This window comes from Paraciimarium castrense LEGE 11436 (genome assembly GCF_056633055.1).
Genome location: NZ_JBSJOW010000002.1, coordinates 331,446 through 357,879, shown reverse-complemented (window position 1 = coordinate 357,879; position 26,434 = coordinate 331,446). Strand labels below are relative to the sequence as shown.

Annotated in this window: 30 protein-coding genes; 21 read left to right on the top strand and 9 right to left on the bottom strand. The window is 70.2% G+C overall.

Annotated elements, in window-relative coordinates; translation table 11 throughout:
- Positions 1-19 precede the first annotated feature (19 nt).
- Both ACWJIO_RS05635 and ACWJIO_RS05630 read left to right on the top strand, forming a co-directional pair.
- Positions 20-946 (top strand): sigma-70 family RNA polymerase sigma factor, encoded by a 927-nt coding sequence (locus tag ACWJIO_RS05635; RefSeq protein ID WP_480311933.1) that lies wholly within the window; start codon positions 20-22, stop codon positions 944-946.
- A 32-nt stretch (positions 947-978) separates the two neighbouring features.
- Complete coding sequence (locus ACWJIO_RS05630; protein ID WP_480311932.1) at positions 979-1,893, top strand: histone deacetylase family protein; 915 nt, start codon at positions 979-981, stop codon at positions 1,891-1,893.
- A gap of 36 nt (positions 1,894-1,929) precedes the next feature.
- On the opposite strand, the gene pdhA is transcribed toward ACWJIO_RS05630, so the two are convergent.
- Complete coding sequence (gene pdhA, locus ACWJIO_RS05625) at positions 1,930-3,060, bottom strand: pyruvate dehydrogenase (acetyl-transferring) E1 component subunit alpha (protein WP_480311928.1); 1,131 nt, start codon at positions 3,058-3,060, stop codon at positions 1,930-1,932.
- 138 nt (positions 3,061-3,198) lie between these two features.
- On the opposite strand from pdhA, the gene ACWJIO_RS05620 reads away from it, so the two are divergent.
- The 5 genes from ACWJIO_RS05620 (at position 3,199) to ACWJIO_RS05600 (ending at position 9,135) form a co-directional block, all read left to right on the top strand.
- Entirely contained in the window at positions 3,199-5,295 is a 2,097-nt protein-coding gene (locus tag ACWJIO_RS05620; RefSeq protein WP_480311927.1) for an IMS domain-containing protein, read from the top strand.
- An 80-nt stretch (positions 5,296-5,375) separates the two neighbouring features.
- The gene (ffh, locus tag ACWJIO_RS05615; RefSeq protein WP_480311926.1) at positions 5,376-6,842 is read left to right on the top strand and encodes a signal recognition particle protein; all 1,467 of its coding nucleotides are present in this window, start codon (positions 5,376-5,378) and stop codon (positions 6,840-6,842) included.
- 54 nt (positions 6,843-6,896) lie between these two features.
- Positions 6,897-7,292 carry a 30S ribosomal protein S16 gene (gene rpsP / locus ACWJIO_RS05610; protein WP_480311925.1) on the top strand — a complete coding sequence of 132 codons (396 nt, stop codon included), beginning with the start codon at positions 6,897-6,899 and terminating at the stop codon, positions 7,290-7,292.
- Positions 7,289-8,308 carry a PhoH family protein gene (locus tag ACWJIO_RS05605; RefSeq protein ID WP_480311924.1) on the top strand — a complete coding sequence of 340 codons (1,020 nt, stop codon included), beginning with the start codon at positions 7,289-7,291 and terminating at the stop codon, positions 8,306-8,308. Before rpsP ends, ACWJIO_RS05605 begins: the two co-directional genes overlap by 4 nt.
- An 89-nt stretch (positions 8,309-8,397) precedes the next feature.
- Positions 8,398-9,135 (top strand): Bax inhibitor-1/YccA family protein, encoded by a 738-nt coding sequence (locus ACWJIO_RS05600; protein WP_480311923.1) that lies wholly within the window; start codon positions 8,398-8,400, stop codon positions 9,133-9,135.
- A 135-nt stretch (positions 9,136-9,270) separates the two neighbouring features.
- On the opposite strand, the gene ACWJIO_RS05595 is transcribed toward ACWJIO_RS05600, so the two are convergent.
- Positions 9,271-9,798: a hypothetical protein gene (locus tag ACWJIO_RS05595; protein WP_480311986.1), complete on the bottom strand. Its 528-nt coding sequence runs from the start codon at positions 9,796-9,798 to the stop codon at positions 9,271-9,273.
- 224 nt (positions 9,799-10,022) lie between these two features.
- Here ACWJIO_RS05595 and era point away from each other — a divergent pair, with 224 nt between their 5' ends.
- The 3 genes from era to trmD are packed head-to-tail and all read left to right on the top strand — an operon-like array spanning position 10,023 to position 12,241.
- Entirely contained in the window at positions 10,023-10,976 is a 954-nt protein-coding gene (era, locus tag ACWJIO_RS05590) for a GTPase Era (RefSeq protein WP_480311984.1), read from the top strand.
- Between the two features lie 37 nt (positions 10,977-11,013).
- Positions 11,014-11,538 (top strand): phycobiliprotein lyase, encoded by a 525-nt coding sequence (locus ACWJIO_RS05585; protein WP_480311922.1) that lies wholly within the window; start codon positions 11,014-11,016, stop codon positions 11,536-11,538.
- Positions 11,539-11,542: 4 nt separating this feature from the next.
- A complete protein-coding gene (gene trmD, locus ACWJIO_RS05580; protein ID WP_480311920.1) occupies positions 11,543-12,241 on the top strand; it encodes a tRNA (guanosine(37)-N1)-methyltransferase TrmD in 699 nt (232 codons plus the stop codon).
- A gap of 16 nt (positions 12,242-12,257) precedes the next feature.
- Here trmD and ACWJIO_RS05575 read toward each other — a convergent pair whose 3' ends face one another.
- Complete coding sequence (locus ACWJIO_RS05575; RefSeq protein ID WP_480311919.1) at positions 12,258-13,139, bottom strand: SPFH domain-containing protein; 882 nt, start codon at positions 13,137-13,139, stop codon at positions 12,258-12,260.
- A gap of 145 nt (positions 13,140-13,284) precedes the next feature.
- Here ACWJIO_RS05575 and ACWJIO_RS05570 point away from each other — a divergent pair, with 145 nt between their 5' ends.
- The 5 genes from ACWJIO_RS05570 (at position 13,285) to larB (ending at position 16,444) form a co-directional block, all read left to right on the top strand.
- Positions 13,285-13,746: an NfeD family protein gene (locus ACWJIO_RS05570; RefSeq protein ID WP_480311918.1), complete on the top strand. Its 462-nt coding sequence runs from the start codon at positions 13,285-13,287 to the stop codon at positions 13,744-13,746.
- 105 nt (positions 13,747-13,851) lie between these two features.
- Positions 13,852-14,349 (top strand): 2-C-methyl-D-erythritol 2,4-cyclodiphosphate synthase, encoded by a 498-nt coding sequence (gene ispF, locus ACWJIO_RS05565; protein WP_480311917.1) that lies wholly within the window; start codon positions 13,852-13,854, stop codon positions 14,347-14,349.
- Positions 14,346-14,879, top strand: coding sequence for a TIGR03792 family protein (locus ACWJIO_RS05560; RefSeq protein ID WP_480311916.1), 534 nt, complete (start codon positions 14,346-14,348; stop codon positions 14,877-14,879). The genes ispF and ACWJIO_RS05560 overlap by 4 nt, the downstream gene beginning before the upstream one ends.
- Entirely contained in the window at positions 14,872-15,717 is an 846-nt protein-coding gene (locus ACWJIO_RS05555) for a methyltransferase domain-containing protein (RefSeq protein ID WP_480311915.1), read from the top strand. The genes ACWJIO_RS05560 and ACWJIO_RS05555 overlap by 8 nt, the downstream gene beginning before the upstream one ends.
- Before the next feature lie 13 nt (positions 15,718-15,730).
- The gene (gene larB, locus ACWJIO_RS05550; RefSeq protein WP_480311913.1) at positions 15,731-16,444 is read left to right on the top strand and encodes a nickel pincer cofactor biosynthesis protein LarB; all 714 of its coding nucleotides are present in this window, start codon (positions 15,731-15,733) and stop codon (positions 16,442-16,444) included.
- Here the strand turns inward: larB and ACWJIO_RS05545 are convergent.
- The 4 genes from ACWJIO_RS05545 to ACWJIO_RS05530 all read right to left on the bottom strand — a co-directional run bounded on the left by ACWJIO_RS05545 (position 16,413) and on the right by ACWJIO_RS05530 (position 20,050).
- Positions 16,413-17,324 (bottom strand): DUF1517 domain-containing protein, encoded by a 912-nt coding sequence (locus ACWJIO_RS05545; RefSeq protein WP_480311982.1) that lies wholly within the window; start codon positions 17,322-17,324, stop codon positions 16,413-16,415. The genes larB and ACWJIO_RS05545 overlap by 32 nt on opposite strands.
- A gap of 106 nt (positions 17,325-17,430) precedes the next feature.
- The gene (gene thiS / locus ACWJIO_RS05540; protein ID WP_186699023.1) at positions 17,431-17,661 is read right to left on the bottom strand and encodes a sulfur carrier protein ThiS; all 231 of its coding nucleotides are present in this window, start codon (positions 17,659-17,661) and stop codon (positions 17,431-17,433) included.
- A gap of 62 nt (positions 17,662-17,723) precedes the next feature.
- Positions 17,724-18,863, bottom strand: coding sequence for a thiamine phosphate synthase (locus ACWJIO_RS05535; RefSeq protein WP_480311912.1), 1,140 nt, complete (start codon positions 18,861-18,863; stop codon positions 17,724-17,726).
- 152 nt (positions 18,864-19,015) lie between these two features.
- Positions 19,016-20,050, bottom strand: a complete 1,035-nt coding sequence (locus ACWJIO_RS05530; protein WP_480311910.1) for a bifunctional riboflavin kinase/FAD synthetase — start codon at positions 20,048-20,050, stop codon at positions 19,016-19,018.
- Positions 20,051-20,127: 77 nt separating this feature from the next.
- Between ACWJIO_RS05530 and ACWJIO_RS05525 the strand changes: the two genes are divergently transcribed.
- On the top strand, positions 20,128-20,709 hold the full coding sequence (locus ACWJIO_RS05525) for a DUF3611 family protein (protein ID WP_193915946.1): 582 nt from the start codon (positions 20,128-20,130) through the stop codon (positions 20,707-20,709).
- On the opposite strand, the gene surE is transcribed toward ACWJIO_RS05525, so the two are convergent.
- Positions 20,694-21,515 carry a 5'/3'-nucleotidase SurE gene (gene surE, locus ACWJIO_RS05520; protein WP_480311909.1) on the bottom strand — a complete coding sequence of 274 codons (822 nt, stop codon included), beginning with the start codon at positions 21,513-21,515 and terminating at the stop codon, positions 20,694-20,696. The two genes, ACWJIO_RS05525 and surE, sit on opposite strands and share 16 nt — an antisense overlap.
- A gap of 141 nt (positions 21,516-21,656) precedes the next feature.
- On the opposite strand from surE, the gene pheS reads away from it, so the two are divergent.
- The 4 genes from pheS to ACWJIO_RS05500 all read left to right on the top strand — a co-directional run bounded on the left by pheS (position 21,657) and on the right by ACWJIO_RS05500 (position 24,842).
- Positions 21,657-22,646: a phenylalanine--tRNA ligase subunit alpha gene (pheS, locus tag ACWJIO_RS05515; RefSeq protein ID WP_480311981.1), complete on the top strand. Its 990-nt coding sequence runs from the start codon at positions 21,657-21,659 to the stop codon at positions 22,644-22,646.
- 71 nt (positions 22,647-22,717) lie between these two features.
- Positions 22,718-23,659: an NAD(+) kinase gene (locus ACWJIO_RS05510; protein WP_480311908.1), complete on the top strand. Its 942-nt coding sequence runs from the start codon at positions 22,718-22,720 to the stop codon at positions 23,657-23,659.
- A complete protein-coding gene (locus ACWJIO_RS05505; protein WP_480311906.1) occupies positions 23,656-24,318 on the top strand; it encodes a winged helix-turn-helix transcriptional regulator in 663 nt (220 codons plus the stop codon). Before ACWJIO_RS05510 ends, ACWJIO_RS05505 begins: the two co-directional genes overlap by 4 nt.
- Positions 24,318-24,842, top strand: a complete 525-nt coding sequence (locus tag ACWJIO_RS05500) for a DUF192 domain-containing protein (protein WP_480311905.1) — start codon at positions 24,318-24,320, stop codon at positions 24,840-24,842. Before ACWJIO_RS05505 ends, ACWJIO_RS05500 begins: the two co-directional genes overlap by 1 nt.
- Here the strand turns inward: ACWJIO_RS05500 and cbiE are convergent.
- Positions 24,823-26,103, bottom strand: coding sequence for a precorrin-6y C5,15-methyltransferase (decarboxylating) subunit CbiE (gene cbiE / locus ACWJIO_RS05495; RefSeq protein WP_480311904.1), 1,281 nt, complete (start codon positions 26,101-26,103; stop codon positions 24,823-24,825). The two genes, ACWJIO_RS05500 and cbiE, sit on opposite strands and share 20 nt — an antisense overlap.
- Positions 26,104-26,129: 26 nt before the next feature.
- On the opposite strand from cbiE, the gene ACWJIO_RS05490 reads away from it, so the two are divergent.
- Positions 26,130-26,384 carry a hypothetical protein gene (locus ACWJIO_RS05490; RefSeq protein WP_480311902.1) on the top strand — a complete coding sequence of 85 codons (255 nt, stop codon included), beginning with the start codon at positions 26,130-26,132 and terminating at the stop codon, positions 26,382-26,384.
- The last annotated feature ends 50 nt before the right edge of the window (positions 26,385-26,434 follow it).

Below are 26,434 nucleotides of genomic sequence, written 5' to 3'. Positions count from 1 at the left end.
TCCTCCACTGGCTGTCCTGATGAACGCCACCACCCAAAGGGCCAGTGACCACAGCCGCAGGCGCAGCAGTGATCCGATCAGTTGGTATCTGGCCAGCATCGGTCGTGAGCCCCTGCTGACCCCGGCGGAGGAAATCGAGCTGGGCAACCAGGTGCAGGTCTTGATGCGGCTGCTGGAGAGTGATCCGGCCAGCTATTCCGACCACGACAAAAAGCTGGTGCGGGTGGGCCAGCGCTCCAAGCAACGCATGATGAAGGCGAATCTTCGCCTCGTGGTGAGCGTGGCCAAGAAATACCAGGGCAAGGGTCTGGAACTGCTCGATCTGATTCAGGAGGGATCCCTGGGCCTGGAGCGGGCCGTCGAGAAGTTCGATCCCACCCGCGGTTACAAGTTTTCCACCTATGCCTTCTGGTGGATTCGCCAGAGCATGACCCGGGCCATCGCCTGCCAGTCGCGCACGATCCGCCTGCCGGTGCACCTCAGTGAGCGGTTGAGTGCGATCCGCAAGGTGAGCCTGGAGCTGGCCCACAAGCTCGGGGCCATGCCCAGCCGCCAGGAGATCGCCGAGGCGATGGCCATGCCCCTCGATGAACTCGATGGCCTGTTGCGCCAGTCCCTCACCACCTCCAGCCTGGACGCTCCGGTGAACGGCGACGAGGGCCGGAGCTTTCTGGGCGATCTGATCGCCGATTCCAGCGAGGAGGAGCCCCTCGACCGGGTTGAGCGGGGTCTCAACCAGGAACAGCTCGAGCAGTGGCTGAACCAACTGGGGGAGCAGGAGCGCCACGTGCTGCAGCTGCGCTTCGGGCTTGAGGGTTGTGAGCGTCACACCCTGGCGGAGATCGGCCGCCAACTGGATGTGTCGCGCGAACGGGTGCGCCAGGTGGAACTCAAGGCCCTGCGCAAGCTGCGCAATCTCACCCGCCGCACGCCCAGCAGCCTCTAGAACGGCCTCCCACGCCTGGCTGAACCGGCAGGGTGCTTCCGCCACTCGTTTACCACCCCGCCTACTCGGCCCCGCTGCCCAGCAGCCATCGCTTTCCGATGGCCAAGTTCAGGCTGTTGTTCGAGCGCCTGCGGGCCCTGGATCTGGCCCCGGCCGCCAACCTGCACCAACCGCTGCCCATCCCCCGACGCAGCCTGGAGCTGGTGCATCCCCGCGGCTATCACCAGGCCTTCGCCCTCGGAGAGCTCCCCAGGGCCGACCAGCGCCGCATCGGCCTGCCCGCCACCACGCCCCTGGTGCGGCGCACCTGGCTGTCGGTGGGGGGCACCCTGCTGACGGCGCGGCTGGCCCTGCGCCACGGCGCGGCCTGCCACCTGGCCGGCGGCACCCACCATGCGTTCCCCGCCCAGGGCAGCGGCTTCTGCATCTTCAACGACGTGGCCGTGACGGCCCGGGTGCTGCTGGCCGAAGGCCTGGTTGAGCGATTGATGGTGGTGGATCTGGATGTGCACCAGGGCGATGCCACGGCGGCCATCTTCGCCGGCGAGCCGAGGGTGTTCACCCTCTCCGCCCATGGAGAGAGCAACTTCCCCCTGCGCAAGCAGACCAGCGACCTCGACATCCCCCTGGCCGATGGCCTGGAGGATCGCGCTTACCTCCAGGCCGTGGGCGATGTCTTGCCCGATCTGCTGGATCAATGGCGCCCGGGGCTGGTGCTCTACAACGCCGGCGTCGACCCCCACCGCGATGATCGGCTCGGCAAGCTCTGCCTCAGCGACGCGGGCTTGCTCAATCGCGACCGCCTGGTGTTCGATGCCTGCCTGCGCCGGAGCATCCCCGTGGCCAGCGTGATCGGCGGCGGCTACGGCAGCCTGCCTGAGCTGGTGGAGCGCCACAGCCTGGTGTTCCGGGCCGCGGCCGAGCAGGCCAGGCTGCACGGGCTGTAGGGCTGCTCAGTTCTCGTCGGCTCAGCGCTGGGCAGCTCAGTTCTCGGCCCAGATGTAGCGGGTGAGCTCTTCGGGGTTGGGCTCGGGGGCCGAGAGGGCAAAGGAGACGCAGTCGCTGATCTCAGCGTCGATCTCCTTCTCGATGGCCTTGAGCTCCTCGGCCGTGGCCAGCTGCTGCTCCACCAACTGGCCCCCGAGCCGTTTGATCGGGTCGCGCTTCGCCCAGAAGGCCTTCTCGGCCTCGGCCCGCAACTCATCGGGGTCGGCCAGAGAGTGCCCCCGGTAGCGGTAGGTGAGGCACTCCAGCAGGGTGGGACCCTCGCCGGCCCGGGCGCGCTGAACCGCCCGCTGGGCAGCCGCCCGCACCGCCAGCACATCCATGCCATCGACTTCTTCGCCGGCCATGCCGAAGGAGGCGGCCTTGCGCCAGATCTCGGGATCGCTGGTGGCGCGGTTGTGGTCCATGCCGATGGCCCACTTGTTGTTTTCCACCACGAACAGGATGGGCAGCTTCCAGAGCGAGGCCATGTTCAGGCACTCGTAGAACTGGCCGATGTTGCAGGTGCCGTCGCCGAAGAAGGCCGCCGTGACGGAATCACTGCCGGCATCGCCGAGGGCATCGCGCTTGTAGCGGCTGGTGAAGGCGGCCCCGAGAGCCACGGGGATGCCCTCGCCGATGAAGGCATAGCCGCCCAGGAGATGGTGTTCCCGTGAAAACAGGTGCATCGAGCCGCCCCTGCCCTTGCTGCAGCCTGTTTCCTTGCCGAACAGTTCGCTCATCACCTGGCGGGCCGGCACGCCGCAGCTGAGGGCATGCACATGGTCGCGGTAGGTGCTGCAGAACCAGTCGTGCTGGGCCTTCATGGCCTTGATCACCCCCGTGCTCACGGCCTCCTGGCCGTTGTAGAGGTGCACGAAGCCGAACATCTTGCCGCGGTAGTACATCTCCGCGCACTTGTCCTCGAAGCGACGGCCCAGGGTCATGTCGCGGTAGAGCATCAAGCCCTCCTCCCGCGTCACCGTGGCGGGGGTGGCGGGGTAGAGGTTCTCCAGGCGCTCCGCGTGGGGACCCGCCACGTGGGTGGACTCGGCGGAACAGCCCGGAACGCCGGAGTCGGCCAGGCCGGAGGCCGCCGAAATGTTGCGACTGGTGTCTGCCTGGGTCATGGGGGAAAGCTCGTCAAGCGGGCCTGGGGCAACGCCGGATCCTGAATCGAACTGTACGGGGTCTGGGCACTGGAAGTGTTCGGGGCGCTGCCAAAACCAGAGTCCCTGTCTACACTCGGCCACTGCGGCAAGCTCGGGTTGGAACTGCCGATCGATCACTTCCGGTTGCTCGGTGTCAGCCCGACCACGGATGCGCAGTCCGTATTGAGAACCCTTGAGCAGCGCCTCAACCGGGCTCCGGAGCAGGGGTTCACCGCCGAGACGCTGCAGGCCCGGGAAGCCCTTCTGCGGCTGAGCGCCGATCTGCTCACCGACTCCCCCCGCCGCGAGGCCTACGAGTCGGAGCTCACCGCCTTGGGCGGCGAGAACCAGTCGCTGCAGGCGGCCCTGGAGATTCCCACCAGCCGCGAGCTGGGCGGCCTGCTGCTGCTGCTGGAAGCCGATCAACCGCTGGAGTGTTTCAGCCTGGCGCGGCGCCTGCTGCAGCCGCCCCAGGCCCCCACCCTCGGCAGCGGCCGCGAGAGCGACCTCAGCCTGCTGGCCGGTCTGGCCTGCCTGGCCAGCGGTGCCGAGCTGCAGCGGCAACGGCGCTACGAGGCCGCCGCCCTCACCCTGCGCGACGGCCTGCAGCTCCTGCAGCGCATGGGCCAGCACCCCACCCTGCGGCAACGGGTGGCCGATGAGCTCGCCCAGCTGCGGCCTTTCCGGGTGCTCGACCTGCTCAGCCGCAGCCTCTCTGCCACCGAAGAGCGTGCCGAGGGGCTGAAGCTGCTGGAGGAACTGGTGCAGGAGCGGGGTGGCCTGGAGGGAACCAGTTCGGCGGGCATGAGCCCCCAGGAGTTTCAGGCCTTCTTCCTGCAGATACGGAGCTACCTCACCGTGCAGGAGCAGGTGGACCTGTTCAGCCGCTGGGCCGATCAATCACCCGTGGCCGACTTCCTGGCCAGCACCGCCCTCACTGCCTCCGGCTTTGCCCAGCGCAAACCGGAGCGGATCGCTGCTGCCATGCAACGGCTGCAGACCTCGGGCCAGGACGGCATCCAGCCGCTCCTGGCCTGCCTGCATCTGCTGCTGGGCCAGGTGGAGGCCGCCCAGCACGTGTTCAAGGGGGGCGCCAGTGAGGACGCCACCCTGAAGGAGTGGGCGGAGCAGCGCAGCGGCGATCCCCTGGCCCAGCTGTGCGACTACTGCCGCGACTGGCTCAGGGGCGACGTGTTGCGCGGCTACCGCGACCTGGACGCCGACCCTGACCTGGAGGCCTATTTCGCCGACCGCGATGTGCAGACCTTCATCGAGCGGATGCCGCCACCGCTGATTCAGGTTGATCCACCCACCGGGGATCTGTTCAGCCAGGCCGGCTGGCTGGAGAGCTCTGCCGCGCCGGACGGCCTGGAGGGGCACTGGCCTGAGGTCGACCCGTCACTGGGCCTGGAGAGCGATCGCGATCACGGCAGCCGGATGGACAGCGAGGCCAAGCCGTCCTGGACAGCCCGACTACGGGCGGCTCTGCCCTCCATGGCCTTGCCCTCGCTGCGGATGCCGGCGGTGAGAATGCCTGAACTGCGGTTGCCGAGCGTCGCCCTGCCGCGCTGGAGACGTTCCAAGGGCCTCAACCTGAGCAGACACAGCAAGCGCCTGCGGCTGCCGCGCAGCCGCCGCGGCCGCCTCCTGGTGGCTGTGGTGGCGGCCGGAGTGCTCGGCGCTGGCCTGTGGGCGTTGCTGCGGCCAAGGCCCCAGCCCATGCCGATCCCGGTGGAAACCACACCGGCTGAGCCTCAGGCGCCGCCCGCCGGCACCGACGCAGCAGCCCCGCCCACCCCGGAGCCCGCCCTGCCTGTGCCGCTGCAGGTGGCAGAGCCCTCGCAGGCGCAGGTGCAGGCCCTGCTCGAAGCCTGGCTGGCGGCCAAGGCCGCCGTGCTGGCCGGCGGCGAGAGCCCGGCGCCGCTCGACACCATGGCCCGCCAGGGGGAGATCACCTACCTGGAGCAACAGCGGCGCGAATCCGCCGCCAGGCAGCAGACCCTCAGGCTCAACACCACCGTGAACGGGCTCACGATCGAGGAGCGCTCCCCCAGGCGCATCGCCGCCGTGGTGAGCCTGCGCTACAGCTCACAGCCGATCGACGCCGCCGGCAAGCCAGCCGGCGAGGCGGCCCAGGCCGATCTGCGCAACCGCTACGTGTTCGCCCGCGACGGGGACACCTGGCGGGTGGTGAGCTTCTCGCCCCTGCGCTGAGGCCAGCGCCAGCCGCGCCGGTTTTTACCATCGGTGGCAGCGGTGCCCCCGCGCCCTCCTCCCCCCAGGCCCTCTCCGCGATGTTCGACGAGCTCTCCCAGCGGTTTGAAGACGCCGTCAAGAACCTGAGGGGCCAGGCGGCCATCACCGAGGGCAACGTCGAAGGGGCCCTGAAACAGGTGCGCCGCGCCCTGCTGGAGGCCGATGTGAGCCTGCCGGTGGTGAAGGACTTCGTCGACGAGGTGCGTCGCAAGGCCGTCGGCGCCGAGGTGGTGCGGGGCATCAGCCCCGATCAGAAGTTCATCCAGGTGGTGCACGAACAGCTGGTGGAGGTGATGGGTGGCGAAAACGCCCCCCTGGCCGCTGGGGGGACGGCGGAGTCTCCCTCCGTGGTGCTGATGGCCGGCCTCCAGGGCGCCGGCAAGACCACCGCCACCGCCAAGCTCGGCCTGCACCTCAAGGAGCAGGGGCGCAAGGCCCTGCTGGTGGGCGCCGACGTTTACCGCCCGGCGGCCATCGAACAGCTCCGCACCCTCGGCGGCCAGATCGGCGTGGAGGTGTTCAGCCTGGGCACCGACGCCAGCCCGGAGGCCATCGCGGCGGCGGGTATCGCCAAGGCCAGGGCCGAGGGCTTCGACACGGTGCTGGTGGACACCGCCGGCCGTCTCCAGATCGATGCGTCGATGATGGAGGAGATGGTGCGGATCCGGGAGGCCTGCAGCCCCGATGAGGTGCTGCTGGTGGTGGACTCGATGATCGGTCAGGAGGCCGCCGAGCTCACCCGCGCCTTCCACGAGCAGGTGGGCATCACCGGAGCGGTGCTCACCAAGCTGGACGGCGACTCGCGCGGCGGTGCCGCCCTCTCGATCCGCAAGGTGAGCGGCGCTCCGATCAAGTTCATCGGCACCGGCGAGAAGGTGGAGGCCCTGCAGCCCTTCCACCCCGAGCGGATGGCCAGCCGCATCCTCGGCATGGGGGATGTACTCACCCTGGTGGAGAAAGCCCAGAAGGAGGTGGAGCTGGCCGATATGACGCGCATGCAGCAGAAGCTGCAGGAAGCCAGCTTCGACTTCTCCGATTTCGTGCAGCAGATGCGCCTGATCAAGCGCATGGGCTCCTTGGGCGGGCTGATGAAAATGATTCCGGGGATGAACAAGATCGACGACGGCATGCTGCGCCAGGGCGAAGAACAGCTGGGCAAGATCGAGGCGATGATCAGCTCGATGACGGCCGCCGAACGGGAAAATCCCGATCTGCTCGCCTCCACCCCCTCGCGCCGGCGGCGCATCGCCGCCGGCAGCGGCCACACCCCCGCCGAGGTGGACAAGGTGCTGACCGACTTCCAGAAGATGCGTGGCTTCATGCAGCAGATGACCCGGGGCGGCGGCATGCCAGGCATGGGGGGAATGCCCGGCATGGGCGGCTTCCCCGGGATGGGGAGCTTGCCAGGCATGGGCGGCGGCATGCCGGGCATGGGGCCGCCGGCTGCCCGCGCCCGCAAGGCCCACAAACCCCCCAAGAAACGCAAGGGCTTCGGCCAGCTCTAGGGGGGCACGCCGGGAGGTACATTGCTTCTTTGGACACCTAGCGGCACAGCCCCGATGATCAAGCTCCGCCTGAAGCGGTTCGGCAAGAAGCGGGAAGCGAGCTTCCGCCTCGTGGCGACGAACAGCACCTCCCGTCGGGATGGTCGGCCGCTGGAGGAGCTCGGCTTCTACAACCCCCGCACCAAGGAGACCCGCCTCGACACCGAGGCGATCCGCGCCCGCCTGGCCCAGGGCGCCCAGCCCACCGCCACCGTGCTGAGCCTGCTCGAGCGGGGCGGTCTGGTCACCAAGACCGTGCGCTCCTCCGTCGTGGTGGGCCAGGCCAAGCAGGCCGCCGCCAAGGAAGCCGCCGCCAAGAAGGAGGCCCGCGAGGCCGCTGCGGCCAAGGCCGCTGCTGCTGAGGCCGAGGCCGCTGCGGCTGCCGCCGCCGAGCCTGCTGCCGAGGCTTGAGCTCCAGCCCCGCAGCAGAGTCCGGAGGCCGCAGCGGCGCCTCCGTGGCCCTGCCTGATGCCGCCGCCGCCCTGGCTCTTGCCGGTGAGGCGGAAGCCACCCTGAGGCGCCTGGAGGCCCTCACCGGGGCCTCGCTGGTGCTCCATGGTCTCGACCTGTGGATCGGAGGCCGGCCCCGCCAGCTCGAGCGGGCCCAGACCCTGGTGGAGATGCTGCGCCCCCTCTGGCAGGGAGGCCAGGCCATCACACCGGTGGACCTGCAGACGGCCCTGCAGGCCCTCGACACCAACCAGGGCGACGCCCACCGGGCCCTGGGCGAGCAGGTGCTGGCCAGAAGCCAGAGCGGCCAGTTGTTGCGGCCCCGCACCCTGCGCCAGAAGGCCTACGTGGAGGCGATGGAGAGCCATGACCTCACCCTGGCCCTGGGCCCTGCCGGTACCGGCAAGACCTTTCTGGCCACGGTGCTGGCCGTGCGCATGCTCACCGACCGCAAGGTGCAGCGGCTGATCCTCACCCGGCCGGCGGTGGAGGCCGGCGAACGGCTGGGCTTTCTGCCCGGCGACCTGCAGCAGAAGGTGGATCCCTATCTGCGCCCCCTCTACGACGCCTTGCACGCCCTGCTGGGCACGGAGCGCACCAGTTCCCTGCTGGAGAAGGGGGTGATTGAGGTGGCGCCCCTGGCCTACATGCGCGGGCGCACTCTGGCCGATGCCTTCGTGATCCTCGATGAGGCCCAGAACACCACTGCTGCCCAGATGCGCATGGTGCTCACGCGCCTGGGCGAGAACTCCCGCATGGTGGTCACCGGCGACCCAACGCAACTTGATCTGCCCCCCGGGGTCACCAGCGGCCTGAAGGAGGCAGCTGAGGTGCTGGAGGGAGTCGAGGGCATCGCCGTCTGTCGGCTCGGGGCCGCCGACGTGGTGCGCCACCCGCTGGTGCAGCGCCTGGTCACCGCCTACGCCCAGTGCGATGCCCGCCGCCAGAGCCCAGCCCCTCCCAGGCGGACGTCATAGGGAGATCCACACCTGTCAGAGGCCTACGGGGGCGGGCACGGAGGCGCCGGCACTGCCAGGATGTTCCCAGTTCGATTTCCCGGTGCGCCATGCCGGCCAGCAGCAATTTCCAGGAGGCCATCCGCGAGGCGCAATCGAGCGCCCTGGTGGGCCCCAATGTGGTCAACAAGGCCCTTCCCTACGTCGGCGGTGGCATGGTCCTCACCGCCGGTGGGGTGATGGGCGGCCTGGCCCTGATGGCCGCCAATCAGGCCCTGTTCATGCCCCTCTTCTGGGTGGCCCTGATCGGCAACTTCATCCTCTTCTTCGTGGCCCAGAACGTGGCCGCCAAGGGCAACAACGCCACGGCCCTGCCACTGCTGGCGGCCTACAGCCTGATCACGGGCTTCACGCTGAGCGGCATCGTGTCCTACGCCCTCTCCGTGGCCGGCGTGGGGGCCATCGGCACGGCCACCCTGGCCACCGGGATCACCTTCGTGGTGGCCTCCTTTGCGGGCCGCCGCATGAGCGAAAGCGTCGGCCAGGCCCTCAGCGCCGTGGTGGGCCTGGGCATCATCGGCCTGCTGATCGCCATGGTGGTGCAGATCGTCGGCAGCCTGTTCGTGCCCGGCATGTTCGGGGGCAACGGCTTTGAACTGCTGATCGCCGGCTTCGGCACCGTGCTGTTCATCGGCGCGGCCTTCGTGGACTTCTACACGATGCCCCGCACCTACAACGATGACCAGTACCTGGCCGGCGCCCTGGGGATGTACCTCACCTACATCAACCTCTTCATCTTCATCCTGCGGCTGATCATTGCCCTGCAGGGCGGTGGCCGCCGCGACTAAACGTCAATTTGGGACCGACTTCGACTTCAGTGCTCTACTGAACTTGATCCCAAGTTTTCGAGCTCACTGCGCCCCCTTGGGGCGCTTTTTGTTTGGAACCGCAACGGGAGACCGTGGACGTTTGGACTTCACCGCTCAATCCTCCGCAACGGCCTCCACGGCTGCGGCGATGGCCTGGCGCTGCTCGGCGTCATAACCCCAGCGATCCAGAAAGGCCACATCCTCACCCTCGGCAGCGGCGGAGGCCGCCAGCAGCGTTTCCAGCCGCTCCTTGACGCTGAGGGGCTCCAGCAGGCGCAGCAGCTCGGTGCAGCGGCTGGCCACCCGCAGGGAGGCCTGCTGCTGTTCGGCATCGTCGGCGCGGCCGTGGTGCAGGGCCATGGCGGTGCTCATGGCCAGGTTGCGGGCGGTGAGATCCACCACCCCCGCCCCCGCAGCCCTCAGCTGCAGCACCAGCGGCTCGGGCAGCCGGTCCATCAGCGGACAGTCGCCCACCAGGCTCACCACGAAGAAACCGCGGGCCCCATCCCGGCTCGCCACCAGCTCCCCGAGTCGATCGGCGAGCACCTCATCACTGAGCTCGCCGTTGTCCCAGAGCGCCAGCCACTGCGCCGTGATCTCCATGGCCTGCTGGAAAGTCGGTTCAAGGGGTGTGGTGGTCATGGCGATCGCGATGGGAGGGGTGCGGCGGTCTCTGAGGTTATGGAATCCGGGCCCGAGGTCCGCGGCCCGGGCCATCGGGCGCGGCCCATGCCCAGACTGAGGGCACCATGCCCGCCACCGTGTCCTCCAGCGAGTCCAGCAACGCCGCCCCTGAAGCGGCTGCTCACGCGGCTGAAGCCGAGGGGGTGCTTCTTCCCATTCCGGATCCAGCCGAGTCGGCCCGGATGCTGCAGCCCTCCCCCACGGATGGCCCGTTTCGCTCCGGCTTCGTGGCCCTGGTGGGGCGGCCCAACGTGGGAAAGTCCACCCTGCTGAACCAGCTGGTGGGGGAAAAGGTGGCGATCACCTCCCCGGTGGCCCAGACCACCCGCAACCGGCTGCGGGCGATCCTCACCACCGCGGCGGCCCAGCTGGTGCTGCTCGACACCCCCGGCATCCACAAGCCCCACCACCTGCTGGGCGAGCGCCTGGTGAAAACGGCCCGCAGTGCCATCGGCGAGGTGGATGTGGTGCTGCTGCTGGTGGATGGCAGCCAGCCGGCCGGCCGGGGTGATGGCTTCATTGTGGAACTGCTGCGCCACTGCCGCGCCCCGGTGCACCTGGCCCTGAACAAGCACGATCTGGTGCCGCCCGAACAGGCCGCGGCCCTGGCGGGCAGCTACCGCGACCTGCTGGCCGGTCGGGGGGATTTCGCCAGCCCCGGAGACAGCCAGGCGCTTGGCTGGCCCCTGCACCCGGTGAGCGCCCTCAGCGGCGAGGGCACCACGGAGCTGGTGGAGGCCCTCAGCCAGGACCTGCCCCCCGGCCCCCAGCTCTACCCGGCCGATGCGGTGAGCGACCAGCCCGAGCAGCTGCTGATGGCCGAGCTGATCCGCGAGCAGGTGCTCACCCACACCCGCGAGGAGGTGCCCCACTCGGTGGCGGTGAGCATCGATCGGGTGGTGGACGACGGTCCCCGCACCGCCGTGCTGGCCACGGTGCTGGTGGAGCGCTCCAGCCAGAAGGGCATCCTGATCGGCAAGGGGGGCCGCATGCTCAAGACCATCGGCCAGGGGGCCCGGCTGCAGATGGAGAAGGTGTTCTCCGGCCCCGTCTACCTGGAGCTGTTCGTGAAGGTGGTGCCGGGCTGGCGACGCAACGCCGCCCGCCTGGCGGAGCTGGGCTACCGGGGCGACTGAGAGCCACCCAGGGGCAGGCGGCTGAGAGGATGGGCCCATGAGCGACACCCCAGCCTTTCCGCCCGAGGAGATCGGAGCCTTCCTGCGTTTCTGCGCCGGCGAGTGGATGGGCCTGCGCAGCCAGTTTGCCCTCGGCGAGGTTGTGGAGGAGGAGGGAGCCAACGGCGATGAATGGCACAGCAGCGAGCGCGGTGAGCTGGTGGTGTCCTTCCTGGAACCGAGCGGCAAAGACCCCGGCGGCCTGCGAGTAGGCCCCAGGAACGCCCCGCCGCGGGAGCTGCTGTTCAGCGCCGATGGCCGCTTCAGCAGCAGTAGATCAGCAGAGGGCTCTGTGGAAGCTGACTCTGCCGGCAGCCTGGAGGGCCACTGGGAGCTGTGGCCCGATGGCAGTCTGGAGCTGTGCTTCAGCCGGGGGGATCGCGAGGTGCGCGAGCGCATCTGGTTCACCAAGCCCAACCTGCGCCTGCGCAGCACGGTGGAGCGCCAGGCCGACGGCACACCAGGCCAGGCGAGCTTCAGCAGCGAGATCCGCCGGGTGAGCAAGCCGGCCAGCGGCGGCTGACGCCATGCGCCTCGATGTGGTGAGCCTCACTCCAGAAGCCTTCACGCCGCTGCTCAGCCTGGGGGTGATCGGCCGCGCCTTTGCCGCCGGCATCGCCGAACTGCACGTGCACAACCCCCGCGACCATGCCAGCGACCGCTACCGCAAGGTGGACGACGTGCCCTACGGCGGCGGTGCCGGCATGGTGCTCAAGCCCGAACCGGTGTTCGCCGCGGTGGAGGCGATCCCGGTGCTGCCACGGCGCCGGGTGCTGCTGATGAGCCCCCAGGGCCAACCGCTGCGGCAGGCCGACCTGCGCCGCTGGGCCAGCACGGCCGACCAGCTGGTGCTGCTGTGCGGCCATTACGAGGGCTTTGATGAGCGCATCCGGCTGCTGGCCGATGAGGAGGTGTCGATCGGCGATTTCGTGCTCACCGGCGGCGAGCTGCCGGCGGCGGTGGTCATCAACGGCGTCGTGCGGCTGCTGCCGGGCACGGTGGGCAGCGCCGTGTGCCTGGAGGAGGAAAGCCACAGCGCTCTGCTGCTTGAGCACCCCCACTACACCCGCCCCGCCAGCTTTCGCGGCCTGGAGGTGCCGGCCGTGCTGCGCAGCGGTGACCACGGCGCCGTGGCCCGTTGGCGCCTGGAGCAGCAGCAGCAGCGCACCGCCGAGCGCCGCCCCGACCTCTACCAGCGCTGGCAGTCTGAGCAGCCGCCGCCATAGCGATGGTCCCTGCAGTTCATCCCTGGCCGTTCTGCAGCCCCCTGAGGGCCGTCAACAGGGCGGCCGGGCTCTGGGGGTCCACCATCAGCACGCTGCCGCCCTTGGCGTGGGCCATCTGTTCGCCCATGGCCATCCAGTCGCTGGCGAGCAGCAGGCGCAGGGCCTCGGCGGCGGCGGGATTGGCCTCGATCGCCTCGGCCAGCCGGGTGGCGGCGGCGGCGCGGGCCTCGGCCTGGAGGCTCTGCTGCTTGGCCTCCGCCTCGGCCTGCAGCAGCAGCGCCTGGGCCCGGCCCTGGGCGGCGTTGAGCTCACTGTCGCGCACCCCCTCGGAGCGCAGGATCGCGGCGCGCTTCTCGCGCTCGGCTGTCATCTGCTGCTCCATCGCCTGCTGCACCCCGGCGGAGGGATGGATGTCGCGCAGTTCCACCCGCGTCACCTTCACGCCCCAGGGATCGGTGGCCAGATCCAGCTCGCGCAGCAGGGCCTCGTTCACCTCCTGGCGGGTGGTGAAGGTCTGATCGAGGTCGAGCTTGCCCATCTCGGCCCGGATCTGGGTGAGCACCAGGTTCACCATGGCGGCCTGCAGGTTGTCGACGCCGTAATAGGCGCGGGAGTGCTCCAGCAGCTGCCAGTACACCACCGCATCCACCTCGATCGACACGTTGTCGCGGGTGATGCACTGCTGGGGCGGGATGTCGAGCACCCGCTCCTTGAGCGACTCGTGGCTCACCACCTTCTCCACCACGGGCAGCACGAAGGAGAGGCCCGGCTGCAGCTGGCGGTCGTACTTGCCGAGGCGCTCCACCAGCCGCGACTGGCCGCCGCTGGTGACCTTGACGCTGTTGATGCCCAGAAAGGCCATCACCACCAGGGCCGGCAGGCTGAACAGGGCTTCCATGGCGGGGAGGGGGCTAAGGGGTGGCGGGCACGGCGACGAGGCAGACCTGCCCTGGATCAGGCTAGGTGTGCTGGCCGGCCTGAGCGCCCCGTTCCCCGTCTGCCCCGGGGCCAGGCCAGCATGGATCGGCACCACCCCTTGGCCCATGGCGCTGGCATCGGTGATCTGGCTGCTGGTAGGGCTGGCCCTGCTGGGTCTCGAAGGGCTGGGGGCTGAATTTGATGGACTGATGGCGGCGGCGGTCGCGGCCCTGGTGGTGTCGGTGCTGAGCGCCCTGCTGCCCTGGCCGCCGCTGCTGCAGGTGATCGCCTTCGCCCTGTTGAGTGGCCTGGGGCTGCTGGCGTTGCGGGGCTGGGAGCGGCGCAGCCGCGAGCGCTCGATCCCAGCCAGCGGCCACAGCCAGCGGGCCTGCGTGATCAGCGGCTTCGAGAGCGCTGCGGAGGGGCGGGTGCGCTGGCAGGGCCAGAGCTGGGCCGCCACCAACCTCGAGACCAGCCGCCCCCTGGCCCCAGGCAGCACGGTGACCGTGATGGGGCGCGACGGCAACCGTCTGCTGGTGCTGGCAGAGGGAGCTCCGGCCGAGCTGCCTGGTGGGTCAGCGGACTAGGTAACGGCCTGGCAGTGTCTGAGCAGATGCGGGGCTGGCCCTACGGAGCGCCCCCCAGGGCACGGAGCAGACTCGGAGCAACCCCTTGCTCCACATCTCAACACCATGACAGACCCCCCGACCCTGCGGATCGGCAATGGCTACGACATCCACCGCCTGCTGCCGGGACGCCCCCTGATTCTGGGAGGCCAGAGCCTCGTGCATCCCGAGGGGCTGGGCCTCGACGGCCACAGCGACGCCGATGTGCTTGTGCACGCCATCATGGATGCCCTGCTCGGCGCCCTCTCCCTTGGCGACATCGGCCAGCATTTCCCACCGGAGGACGCCCGCTGGAAGGGCGCCGACAGCCTCGTGCTGCTGGAGCAGGTGATGGCCCTGGTGATGGAACGCGGCTGGCGGATCGTGAACCTCGACAGCGTGGTAGTGGCGGAACGGCCGAAGCTCAAGCCCCACATCCCGGCCATGCGCGCCGCCATCGCCGCTCGACTCGGCCTCGCTGACGACCAGGTGGGCGTCAAGGCCACCACCAATGAACGGCTCGGCGCCGAGGGCCGCGAGGAGGGCATCTCCTGCCATGCCGTGGCCCTGCTGCAACGACCATGACCTCACCCCGCAATCCAGCCCCCCGAGCGGTCTTGCCTTGGCTGGGCGACCTGCCGAGGTCGTTGCGACGGCTGCTGCTGGCGCTGCTGCTGGCCGCACTGCTCGGCGGGATCAGTTCTCCCGCTGCGGCCCGAGGCCCCATGAGCGGGTCCTCCCAGACCAGCACAGCCGAAACTGGCGTTGTGGAACTGCTGCGCCTGGGAGTGCCAGCCGAGCACCGCAAGGCCTGGCTGAGAGCTGAAGCGGCCAGCTGGGGGCCCTGGCTGAACCAGCAGGAGGGCTTTCTGGGGCGGGAGCTGTTCTGGGATCCGGAGCGGCAGGAGGGCACCCTGCTGATCCGCTGGGCCAGCCCTGAGCAGTGGTCGGCCATCCCCAAGGCCGAGGTGGCCGCGGAGCAGGAGCACTTTGAGCGGCTGGCCAGGCAGCTCACCGGCGGCGCCACGGCCGATCCGTTTCCCCTGGTCTACGCAGCCAAGCTGCAGCCGCAGCCCGAGCCCCCGCTCCAGCGTGACCCCCCGGGCGATGGCTGAAGCCCTCTCACCCCCCTACAGCGAGGACTACCTGCTCGGCTGTGATGCCAATGAGGTTGCCCGGCTCGGCCGGCAGCACGCGATCTGGCGTGACGACTGCGGGGCGGCCTGGCAGCGGGCCGGGTTCAGCCTTGGCGATCGATTGCTGGATCTGGGCTGCGGCCCCGGTTTCGCCAGCCTGGATCTGGCCAGAGTGGTGGGGTCGCAGGGCACGGTGCTGGGCATCGACCGCTCCAATCACTTTCTCGAGCACTTGCGGGAGCAAGCCCGCAGCCAGCGGCTGGGTCAGCTGCTGGGGCTGCAGCACGACCTGGGCCAGCCCCAGCTGCCCCCTTCAGCCCTTGGCGCAGCCCGCTGGGATGGGGCCTGGTGTCGCTGGCTGGCCATGTTTCTGCCCAACCTGGATCCCCTGCTGGATCTGGTGCAGCACGCCCTCCGGCCAGGCGGGAGGCTGGTGCTGCACGAGTACGTGCGCTGGGACACCTTTGCGGTTCAGCCGGGAGTGCCCATGCTCGAGCGCTTCGTGCGGCGCTGCATCAGCCACTGGCGCCAGCATGGCGGCGATCCCGATGTGGCCGCTCGCCTGCCGCCGCTGCTGGAGCAACGGGGGTTGCGGCTGCAGCACTGCCGCAGCCTGATGGCCTGCTGCCCTGCGGAGGCGCCCAAGGCCGCCTGGCTGCGGGATTTTCTGCACTCCTACCCCCAGCAGCTGATCACAGCCGGCCAGTGGACCAGCGCCGAGCAGCAGGCCCTGCTGAACGAGCTGGAGCAGGCCCAGCGGCGCGCCAGCCTGTGGGTCACGCCAGCCCTGGTGGAGATGGTGTGGATCAAGCCCTGACACCGCCCCGGCCATGAACGAACCCGCGCCCCCCCTGGATCACCGCCTCGACCTGCAGCGCCGCCAGCGTCTCGGCATGGTGGAAGCGGTGTGGGGCGAGCACAAGAGCGCCGAGCAGATCGCCGCCATCGCCACCAAGCTCTGGAGCGCCGGCGAGGTGCTGCTGGTGACCAGGGTGTCACTGCAGAAAGCCGAGGCCGTGGGAGCCCTTCTGAGCGCCCCGGCCCTGCGCTATCACCCCGAGGCCCGTTGCCTCACCTTCGCTGTACCGGCATCAGCGGCAACAGCCCTGGCCTCTGCGAGCAGCGCAACCACCCGGGTGGCCGTGCTGGGGGCCGGCAGCAGTGATCTCGGCGTGGCCAGCGAAGCGCTCCTGGCCCTGCACTGCCATGGGGTGGCCGCCGAGCTGGTGCTGGATGTGGGCGTGGCGGGTCTGCACCGCCTGCTGGACCAGCTGCCCATGCTGCGATCGATGCAAGTGCTGATCGCCTGCGCCGGCATGGAAGGGGCCCTGCCCACGGTGCTGGCGGGCCTGCTGCCACAGCCGGTGATCGGCGTTCCGGTGGCGGTGGGCTACGGCGTCAGTGCCGGCGGCATGGCTGCCCTGCACGGCATGCTGGCCAGCTGCGCCCCGGGGCTCACCGTGGTGAACGTGGACAACGGCTACGGGGCGGCCATGGCCGCCCTGCGCATCCTCAGAGGTGCTGAAGCTGGGGGTAGGCCGTGAGCAGCTCCTCGGTGCTGAACACGTCTCCGGTGCCATCGGGCTGCCAGATCACCTCGATGGCCAGCAGATCGGAACTGGCCACGCCCCCCAGCACCTGCAGCGACTGACGCAGCGCTTCAGCCGTGGAGGCTCCCTTGATCGTGAGCTTCTGGCGCGAGGCCACGATCAGGGTCACGGCGATGAAATCACTGCCCGCATCGCTGTCACCGGCGGCCGTAGGGGCCAATTCGGAGCGGCGCCCCGCCACGTTGGTGGTGAGTTCGGCGTCGAGCTTGCTGCGCTCCGCCATGGAGAGGCGGTTGAAGGTGGACTCGGCGCTGGCAAAGGGCACCTGGCCCACTTCCGCATTGGCGTAGACCCAAAGGTCCGGATGGCGCAGCAGGGAGAGGGTGGTCTCCTGGAGCACGGTCTGCAGCCCGCTGCTGGAGCCGGTGTTAGCGCGGCCAGCCAGGGCGCGCAGGTCGTTCTGGAGATCGCGGGCCGAGGCCAGCAGGCCCACCTGCAGCTGGCTGATCGTGACCGGGCCATCGACCCGGGGGGCATAGCCGGAGCCGCCCGGCAGGGAGGGGCTGCCGCCGCTGACACCCCGCAGGGCATTGGCGATCAGGCCCACCACGGCCATCAGGATCAGGAAGCCGAACAGGCCGCCACCGCCGAACCCGAAGATCGGAATCAGGAAGGGGAAGCCGATGCCGCCACCCCGCATGCCACCACCGCCGCGCATGCCGCCACCGAAGCCGCCACCGCCGCCACCGCGGGGCAGGGAGGGGGCGGCGCGGAAGCTGCCGCCGCCGATGCGGCCGCCCCGGGCCGCCATTGAGGGTTCAGGCGCCCAGAGCAACAGCGTGATCACCAGGGCGGGCAGGGCCAGCAGGCTCACCGTGCGACGCCACCAGCTGCGGCGCCAGCGTGGCTGGCCAGAGAGGGCCTGGGTGGGCTTGGGGGAGTTGGAAAGCGGCAACAGGGCCGGTGCGAGTGGGAAAAATCTAGGAACCACCTCCCACGATGGTGACCACCTCCAGCACATCGGATTCCACCACCTGCTGCTGAGCCCAGTGCTGACGCGGCAGGATCGTGCCGTTGAATTCCACCACCACGAGCTGGGGGCGGTAGCCCAGCTGGGGCAGCAGCTGCTCGAGGCTCTGGTCCGCGGGGCACTGGCGGGCTTCACCGTTCAGCTGAATCGTGATGGCGGCGCCGGGATCCTCTAGGGGCATGGTGATCGCCTGGCCCCCATGGGCCTCAGGGCTCTGAAGCTAGGGGACTCCACGCCCCTGGCTCAACTGGGCCGACCCAGGCCAGTGAGCAGGGCACGGCTGGCGGCGGCGGGGTCGGCGGCCTCCGTGATCGCCCGCACCACCGCGATCCGCTCGGCGCCCACCCGCTGCAGCTGGGGGATCGTCTCCAGGCCCAGGCCACCGATGGCGAAGAAGGGAATCGGGCAGGCCGCCGCGGCCTGGCGCACGTACTCGATCCCAACCGGGGCCCGGCCCGGCTTGGTGGGGGTGGCCTGCACCGGCCCCACGCCCACGTAGTCGCAGCCATCCCGCAGGGCCTGCTGGAGCTGGGGCAGGGCATGGGTGCTGCGGCCGATCAGCCGCCCCTCCCCCAGCAGCCGCCGTGCCACGGCGGGCGGCAGGTCGTCCTGGCCCAGGTGCACCCCATCGGCATCCACCGCCAGGGCCAGATCAATGCGGTCGTTCACCAGGAACAGGGCGCCATGGTCGGAGCAGAGGCGCCGCAGGGCGCGGGCCTGCTCCAACCGCTGCCCGTCGCTGAGCGGGGCACCATCGGGGCCAGGGCTGCCGGGCTTGGCCCGGTACTGCACCAGCCGCACGCCGCCGACGAGGGCGGCGGCCACCACGGCCTCCAGCTCGGGCATGGGGCTGGTCACCAGATAGAGGTGGCAGCGGGCCAGGAGCTGGCGGCGGCTGGCCCCATCGCCGCGGCCCCGCAACAGGGCCACCTCCAGGTCGTAGAGGTCGTAGCGGATGGCCGCCGCCGCCGCCGCCAGGGGGGGATCACCGCTGCGGCCGAACTCCTCCAGCACCCGCAGGGCCTCCTGCACCCGGGCGGCATTGGCGGCCACCACCTGGGCGGGCTGGCGGCGCTCCGCCTGGGCGGGGTGGCCGAGGCCGGCGCCAGAGTCGCTGGCGGTGTGGCGGGCCAGCTTGTAGGCGTCACGGTGCAGCAGCCCCAGGGTCTGGCGCATGCCCTTGGTGCGGCTCACCAGGTCGGCCCGCTCCAGCCCAAAGCGGGCCCAGTCCTCCAGCACCCGCAGGCCTTCGCGGGCCCGGTCGAGGTTGGCATCGATCAGGCGCCGCACGGCCAGGTCATCCGCAGGCCCCAGGGCACCGCAGCCGCCTTGGAACAGCTCCGGGGCACTGGCGGGACCTGGTGGGGAATCGGGTAGGGCCATGGGGCGGCGGCGGCGTGGTGAAATCAGCACATCCGGCTGAAGTTGGGGCGTTTAGGCCTGTCTAGGTTGGAGGTCCTGATCGGGGCCGGCTGGCCCATCACGAGGCCCCGATGGATCAAGGCGGTGCGGACAGCCCGATGCTGGTGCTCGTGTCAGGGATTCTGCTGCTGGGCGGCATCGCTGCCTTCATGGGCTGGGGCCTCACCCACGCCTACCCCGGCGGCTAACAGGCTGCGGGCTGCCGCGGCATCGCGGCCGATCTGGGCGCAGAGGGCGGCCAGGTCGGCGAAGCGCTGCTGGGTTCGCAGCAGGGCCACAGGCTCCACCCGCAGCTCACGCCCGCCCAGCTCCAGCTCCTGATCCAGCAGGTGCACCTCCACCGCTGAGCTGGCCTGGGGATCCACGGTGGGCTGGGGCCCGAGGTTCATCACGGCGGGCAGCCAGCGGCCGTCCGCCGTGGGCTGGCCGTCCAGCTGGCCATTGAGCTGGCCGTTGAGCTGGACCCGGGCGGCATAGACCCCTTCCTTGGGCAGGAACTTGCGCCCGTCCACCCGCAGATTGGCGGTGGGCCAGCCCAGGCCCTTGCCCAAGCCCTTCCCCGACACCACCTGGCCGCTGAAGCGGTAGGGCCGCTGCAGCAACCGCTCCGCCTCGGCGAGATCACCGGCGGCGAGGGCCCAGCGAATGCGGCTGCTGCTGAGCCGATCGCCGCCGTCACTGAGCATCGGCAGCACCGTCACCGTCAGGCCCCGGGCCGCCCCCAGGGCCATCAGGGTGTCGGTGTCGCCCTGGCGCCCCACCCCGAAGCGAAAGTTGCTGCCCACGGCAATGCGGCGGGCATCTAACTGCCCCACCAGCACCTGGTCCACGAAGGCCTCCGGATCGAGGGCGGCGAGGCGGCGGTCAAAGGGCACCAGCACCAGCTGACGAATGCCCAGGGGACCGAGCAGCTCGAGCTTCTCCGAGGGCAGATCCAGCCGCAGGCGCGTGTCGCCATGCAGCACCTCGCGGGGGTGGGGCCAGAAGCTCACCACCGTGGGCACCAGGGCCGGCACGGACCCGTCAGGCTGGTCAATGCCAGCCACGGCAGCGATCACGCGCCGATGGCCCTGATGCAGACCATCAAAGCTGCCGAGGGCGATGGCGGTGGGGCGCTGGGCCTCCTGGGGGGTTCGCAGCGGTATCAACGCGACAGATCCCAACGCCGGAGCAGGCCGCGCCGATCCTCCCATGGCACCTTTGGGTGGCACGTTTCGATGCACCCATGGCTGACCGCCTCGATCTGCAGCAGATGTCCGCCGCCCTGCGGCGTGTGGGCTGGGTACGGTTCTGGACCCAGCTGGTGCTCGCCGTGGTGGTGGTGGGGGTGCTGGTGTTCAACAACATCGGCGGCCGCCTCGCCGCCGACTCCTCCCGCGCCCTGGGGCTGGGCCCGGGAATCTCCCTCACCACGCTCTCGTTTCTGCTGCTGCTCGGCTGCCTGTGGCAGAGCTGGCTGGTGGTGCGCTGCGGCCGGGCCCTGGCCAGCCCGGTGCGGCCCAGCCGCGGCGAGACCGGCCGGCTGGTGAAACGCGGCCTGCTGATCGACCTGTCCGGCCTGACCCTGGCTGCCGTGGGCTACCAGGCCATGGCCGGCAGCCTGTTCGTGCAGGCCTCCCAGCAGGTGCCGGGGTTCTTCGGGGCGCAGGTGCAGGGTCAGGCCGGACGAGGCGGCCGTCTGATCGGCCTGCCGATCACCTCGATCGAAATGTTCTCGGTGCTGGGCAACACCCAGGTGCTGTTCGCTCACCTGATCGGCCTGGGGATCAGCCTCTGGCTGCTGCAGCGGATCTACAGGCCCACCTGAGGCAGGTTCTCCCGGGGCAGCTCGAGCTGGGGCAGATCCAGCGTGGCGCCGCGCCAGAACAGCTCCGGCTGCAGGGGCGACAGCGAAATCCCGCCCCCATGGACGTGGGCCACATCCACGGGCCAGTCGCAGGGTCCGGCCACCTTGGCCTCCAGGTCGTTGGCCACCTCGCCCGCCAGCCAGTAGTAGGTGCGGCCGCGGGGGTCGACGCGGCGGTCGAACTGGTCGGTGTAGCGGCGCACTGCCGTGCGGCACCAGCGGAGGGGCCCCAGGCTCTCCGCCGGCAGAGGAGGCACATTCAGGTTGAGCAGCATGCCGGCGGGCCAGCCTTCGGCCAGCATCGCCTCGGCCACGTCGAGGGCGATGGCGGCGGCGGGCACGAACTGGCGCCACTGGAAATCGGCACTGCTCACCGCCAGGGAGGGCAGCCCTTCGATCGTGCCCTCCATGGCCGCGCTCACCGTGCCGGAATAGAGCACATCGGTGCCGAGGTTGGGGCCGTGGTTGATGCCGGAGAGCACCAGATCCGGCCAGCTCTCCAGCAGGGAGAACAGGGCCAGCTTGACGCAGTCGCTGGGGGTGCCGCTGCAGGCCCAGGCGGTCACGCCGTCGTCGAACAGCTCATCGGCCCGTTCGGCCCGGATGGGAGTCTGCAGGGTGAGGCCGTGGCCGGTGGCGGAGCGCTCCTGGTCCGGGCACACCACCGACACCTCATGGCCGCGGGCCACAGCCGCGTTGGCCAGGGTGCGGATGCCATCCGCAAAGACCCCGTCGTCGTTGCTGATCAGGATCCTCAGGGGGGTCATCGGCGCACGTCAGGGCTGCTCCGTACAGTCTCTCCCTTGCCCACCGAGCCTGCGAACGCCGTGAGCGCCGCCTCCTCCGCCACCTCCAGCTCCCCTGCCGGCTCCTCATCCAGTTCCGGCTCGGGGCCTGGTGGGGTCAGCCTGGAGCAGCTCAACGGCCAGCTGCAGGCCCTGGAGGCGGAGGCCGCCGCCGCCATCGCCGCCGCCGCCAGCGCCAGCGAACTGGAAGATCTGCGGGTGGGCCTGCTGGGCAAGAAAGGCAAACTCTCCTCCGTGCTCGGTGCCATGGGCCGCCTGCCCGGCGCCGAGAGGCCCCTGGTGGGCCAGCGGGCCAACGTGCTGAAAGAGCAGTTGCAGGGCCTGCTGATCCAACGGCTGGGGGATGTCAAAGCGGCTGCCCTGGCGGAGCGCATCGCCGGGGAAAACCTGGATGTCACCGCCCCCTGCAGCTATGTGCCCCCCGGGCACCGCCACCCCCTGATCAGCACAATCGAGGAGATTGTGGACATCTTCTCCGGCCTCGGCTACAGGGTGTCGGAGGGGCCCGAGATCGAGAGCGACTACTACAACTTCACCGCTCTCAATATCCCGGAGCACCACCCCGCCCGCGACATGCAGGACACCTTTTACCTGCAGGACGGCCGCCTGCTGCGCACCCACACCTCACCGGTGCAGATCCGCCATCTGGAGAACAACCCGCCGCCGGTGCGGGTGATCGCCCCGGGCCGCGTCTACCGCCGCGACGCCGTGGATGCCACCCACTCGCCGGTGTTCCACCAGGTGGAGGTGCTGGCCATCGACGAGGGGCTCGACTTCAGCCACCTGCGCGGCACGGTGACGGCCTTTCTGCAGCGCTTTTTCGGCGACCTGCCGGTTCGCTTCCGGGCCAGCTACTTTCCCTTCACTGAGCCAAGCGCCGAGGTGGATGTGCAGTGGCGGGGCCGCTGGCTGGAGGTGATGGGCTGCGGCATGGTGGATCCGGCCGTGCTCACGGGCATGGGCCTCGATCCGGAGCGGTGGAGCGGCTTCGCCGCAGGCCTCGGCGTGGAGCGCTTCTGCATGGTGCGCCACGGCATCGACGACATCCGCAGGCTCTACACCAGTGATCTGCGTTTCCTGGAGCAGTTCTGATCGCCAGCCGCTCCGCACAGGCCGCCCTGGCCAGCGCCCATAAACTCAACCGGCCCCCCGCCCACCGATCGGTGCCCCGAGTCGGACTGATCGTCAATGACGGCAAACAGGTGGCCGTGAAGACGGCAGATGCCATCGAGGCGCGGCTCACGGCCAGCGGTCGCGAGGTGCTGCGGGTGAGCAGCTCCGGGGGGATGGTGGGCTTCGCCAATCCCGACCAGCAGATGCGCGCCAAGGGCTATGCGGCCTGCGTGCCTGCCAGTTTCAGCGAGGAACTGGAGCTGGCCATTGTGCTGGGCGGCGACGGCACCGTGCTCTCGGCAGCCCGCCAGACCGCACCGATCGGCGTGCCGATCCTCACGATCAACACCGGCCACCTGGGCTTCCTGGCCGAGGCCTATCTGCACCAGCTGGATGAGGTGCTCGAACAGGTGATCGCCGGCAGCTGGACGGTGGAGGAGCGCACCCTTCAGGTGGTGAGCGTGCTGCGCAGCGAGCAGCGGCGCTGGGAGGTGCTCTGCCTCAACGAGATGGCCCTGCACCGCGAGCCGCTCACCTCGATGTGCCACTTCGAGATCGCCATCGGCCGCCACGCCCCGGTGGACATCGCCGCCGACGGCGTGATCCTCTCCACCCCCACCGGCTCCACGGCCTACGCCCTCTCCGCCGGCGGCCCGGTGATCACGCCCGACTGCCCGGTGCTGCAACTCACGCCGATCGCGCCCCACTCGCTGGCCTCGCGGGCGCTGGTGTTCAGCGACCGGGAACCGGTGACGATCTTCCCGGCCACGCCCGAGCGGCTGATGATGGTGGTGGACGGCAGCGCCGGCTGTTACATCTGGCCGGAAGACCGGGTGCTGATCCGCCGCAGCGAGCACGCGGCACGCTTCGTGCGGCTCAACGACCACGAGTTCTTCCAGGTGCTGCGCAACAAGCTGGGCTGGGGTCTGCCCCATGTGGCCAAGCCCGGCAACGAGCTCGAGCCCCTGTCCAGCAGGAACGGCACCCCATGACGGCGGCGACCGTCTGGCTGCTGGGGGCAGAGGCAGAAGCCTTGGGTCAGCGGCTGCAGGCCTCGGGCTACGCGCTCTGGCAGCCGGATGGATCCAGTGGCTCCAAACCCGATGTGGTGGTGCTGGCTGCCTCCCAGGCTGGACGGATCCACGAGTTGCGGCAGCGGTTCGGCTCCATCCCCCTGCTGCTCAACGTCGGCGACGACACCGTGGCGGCTCGTGTCCACTGCCTCAGCGCCGGCGCCGACGACTTCTGGTTGTCCAGCCTCGGCCCCAGCGATCTGTTGATGCGGCTGCGGCTCCAGCTGGGCCTGCGCCAGAGCCTGGCGGTGCCCACCCAGCTCCTGCAGGTGGCGGATCTGACCCTCAACCCCAGCAGCCGCGACGTGCGGCGCGGCCAGCGCCAGGTGGCCCTCACGGCGCGGGAATACGCCCTGCTGCTGCTGTTGCTGGAGCGGCGTGGCGCCGTGGTGAGCCGCGATCAGATCCTGCGGCAGGTATGGAACGAGAAGCAGGCCACCAGCAGCAATGTGATCGAGGTGTACGTGCGTTATCTGCGCCAGAAGCTGGAGGAGGGTGGCGCCCGGCGCCTGATCCACACGGTGCGCGGCCAGGGCTACTGCCTCAGCGAGCGGCTGCCGCCCCCGGCAGGACTCTGATGGGGGTGGCGCAGCGGCTGGGTGTGACGCGGCTTGTGGGCGGGGCAAGGCTGCTGGCCCTGATCGCTCTCGCGGCGGCAGATCTGACCTCCAGCCAGCGGACCCTTGCCCAGCCGGCGGAACCACCCCAGACCCTTCCCCTGGAAGCCCGCTGGTGCCTGGAGAGGGAGCGCTGCATCCTGCTGGAGGTGGCCGATGAACCGCAGGAACAGGCCCTGGGCCTGCAGTTGCGGCCGGAACTGCCGCCCCTGCGCGGCATGTGGTTCCCCTTCCCGCAGCCCACCCCTGCCCGGTTCTGGATGCACCGCACCCCCGAGCCGCTCGACATGCTGTTCGTGGCCAAGGGCAAGGTGGTGGCCCTCGAGGCAGCAGCCACCCCCTGCCCCCGTCTCCCCTGCCCCAGCTACGGCCCGGGCGTGCCCGTGGACGGGGTGCTGGAACTGGCGGGAGGTCAGGCGGCGGCCTTAGGCATCCGGGTGGGCACAGCGGTGCGGATCGAGCCCTTCAGGGCCGCTCACCCCTGAGCACCAGCACCGGATTCAGCGGCGCCAGGCGGGTACCCGCCGCCAGCGGCGCCCCTCTCCAGCTCTGGTGCTGAGCCACCGTCACGGCCAGGCCGGCCCGCTCCAGCAGGGGGCGCAGCTCAGCCAGGGCCTCCAGGGTGGCCAGGGGGATCACCACCACACCGCCCGGCCGCAGACGCGGCAGCAGCGCCTGCAGGATCGCCGCACGGTCGCTGCCACCGCCGCCGAGGAGCACCCGATCCGGATCGGGCAGCTGGCTGAACACCGCCGGCGCCCGGCCCTCCAGCACGGTCTGGGGCTGCACCCCCAGGCGCTCGGCGTTCGCCCGGATCAGGGCGGCGGACCCACCCCTGGCCTCCACCGCCCAGAGCTGCAGCTGCGGCCGCAGCCGCAGGGCCTCCAGGCCGATGGAGCCCACCCCGGCGCCGATGTCCCAGAGCAGCCCCGCTGCCGGCAGATTCAGATCGGCCAGCAGCTGGATGCGCACCTCCCGCTTGGTCATCAGGCCGGGGCGATCGGCATGTTGCAGGAAGATCCCATCCGGCAGGCCGAACAGGGGCAGGGTGGCCGGATCGGGGCGCGGCGGTGGTTCAGCAATCAGCAGCACCAGGTGCAGGGGATCCAGGTCTGCCGGTAGGGGAGCGGTGGGAGCCAGCCGCTGCACCCGCTCCTGGGGGTGGCCCAGCCGCTCGCATAGCCACACGGCGTAGGCCGCCTCCAGGCCGGAGGCACGCAGCATCCGCCGCACCTCCTCGGCACCGCCCCGGCCGGGGTCAGTGAGCACCGCCAGGGCGGCGGGCCGCTTCTGCAGCGCCGCCGCCAGGGGTTGGGGGTCCCGGCCGTGGAGGCTGATCCAGCTGGCGTCCTGCCAGGGACGGCCGAGGCGGGCGAAGGCCAGCTGCAGGGAGCTGGGGGCGGGGTGAAACCGGAGCTGGTCGGAGCTGAAGTGCTGAAGCAGGATCCTGCCAATGCCGAACCAGAGCGGATCGCCACTGGCGAGCACCACCGCCCGTTCACCGCTGGAAAGGGCCTTGCGCAGGGGGGAGACCAGCTCCCCAGGGCGATCCGAAGGAAGGCAGAGGGCGCCGGGGCAACCGACGACCACGCAGGGGAGCAGCCGGGCGGGGGCGGCCACCAGTCCGGCGGACATCAGCAGAGACCGGGCCGCCGGCGCCAGGCCCTCCAGACCGGAGGCGTCGCAGCCCACCACATCGATCCAGCCGCTGGCGATGGTCAGCACGTCCCCTTGCACTGAGGCCATGATGCTGAGCCGCGTTCCCCTTCGCCGTGAGCGATCGCCGCCAGCGCCTCCACGACCTCGTGATCGCCCTGTTGCGGCAGCAGAGCGATCTGGAGCTGCTGGATGGCGACAGCCTGATCGATGGGCTGGCGCGGGGCTCCAGTGGAGGCAGCGCTCACCCGGGGGAAGCCGCCAACTGGCTGGAGCGCAACCGGCGGGTGCTTCAGCGCTACCAGTCCCTGGTACGCACGGCCGTCACCCTCGACGCCCTGATCGACGAGGAGGGCAGCACGCCGTTCTGAGGCCGCAACGGCACGGAGCCTTCGCTCCCCCGCCATCTCTGACAAGCTGG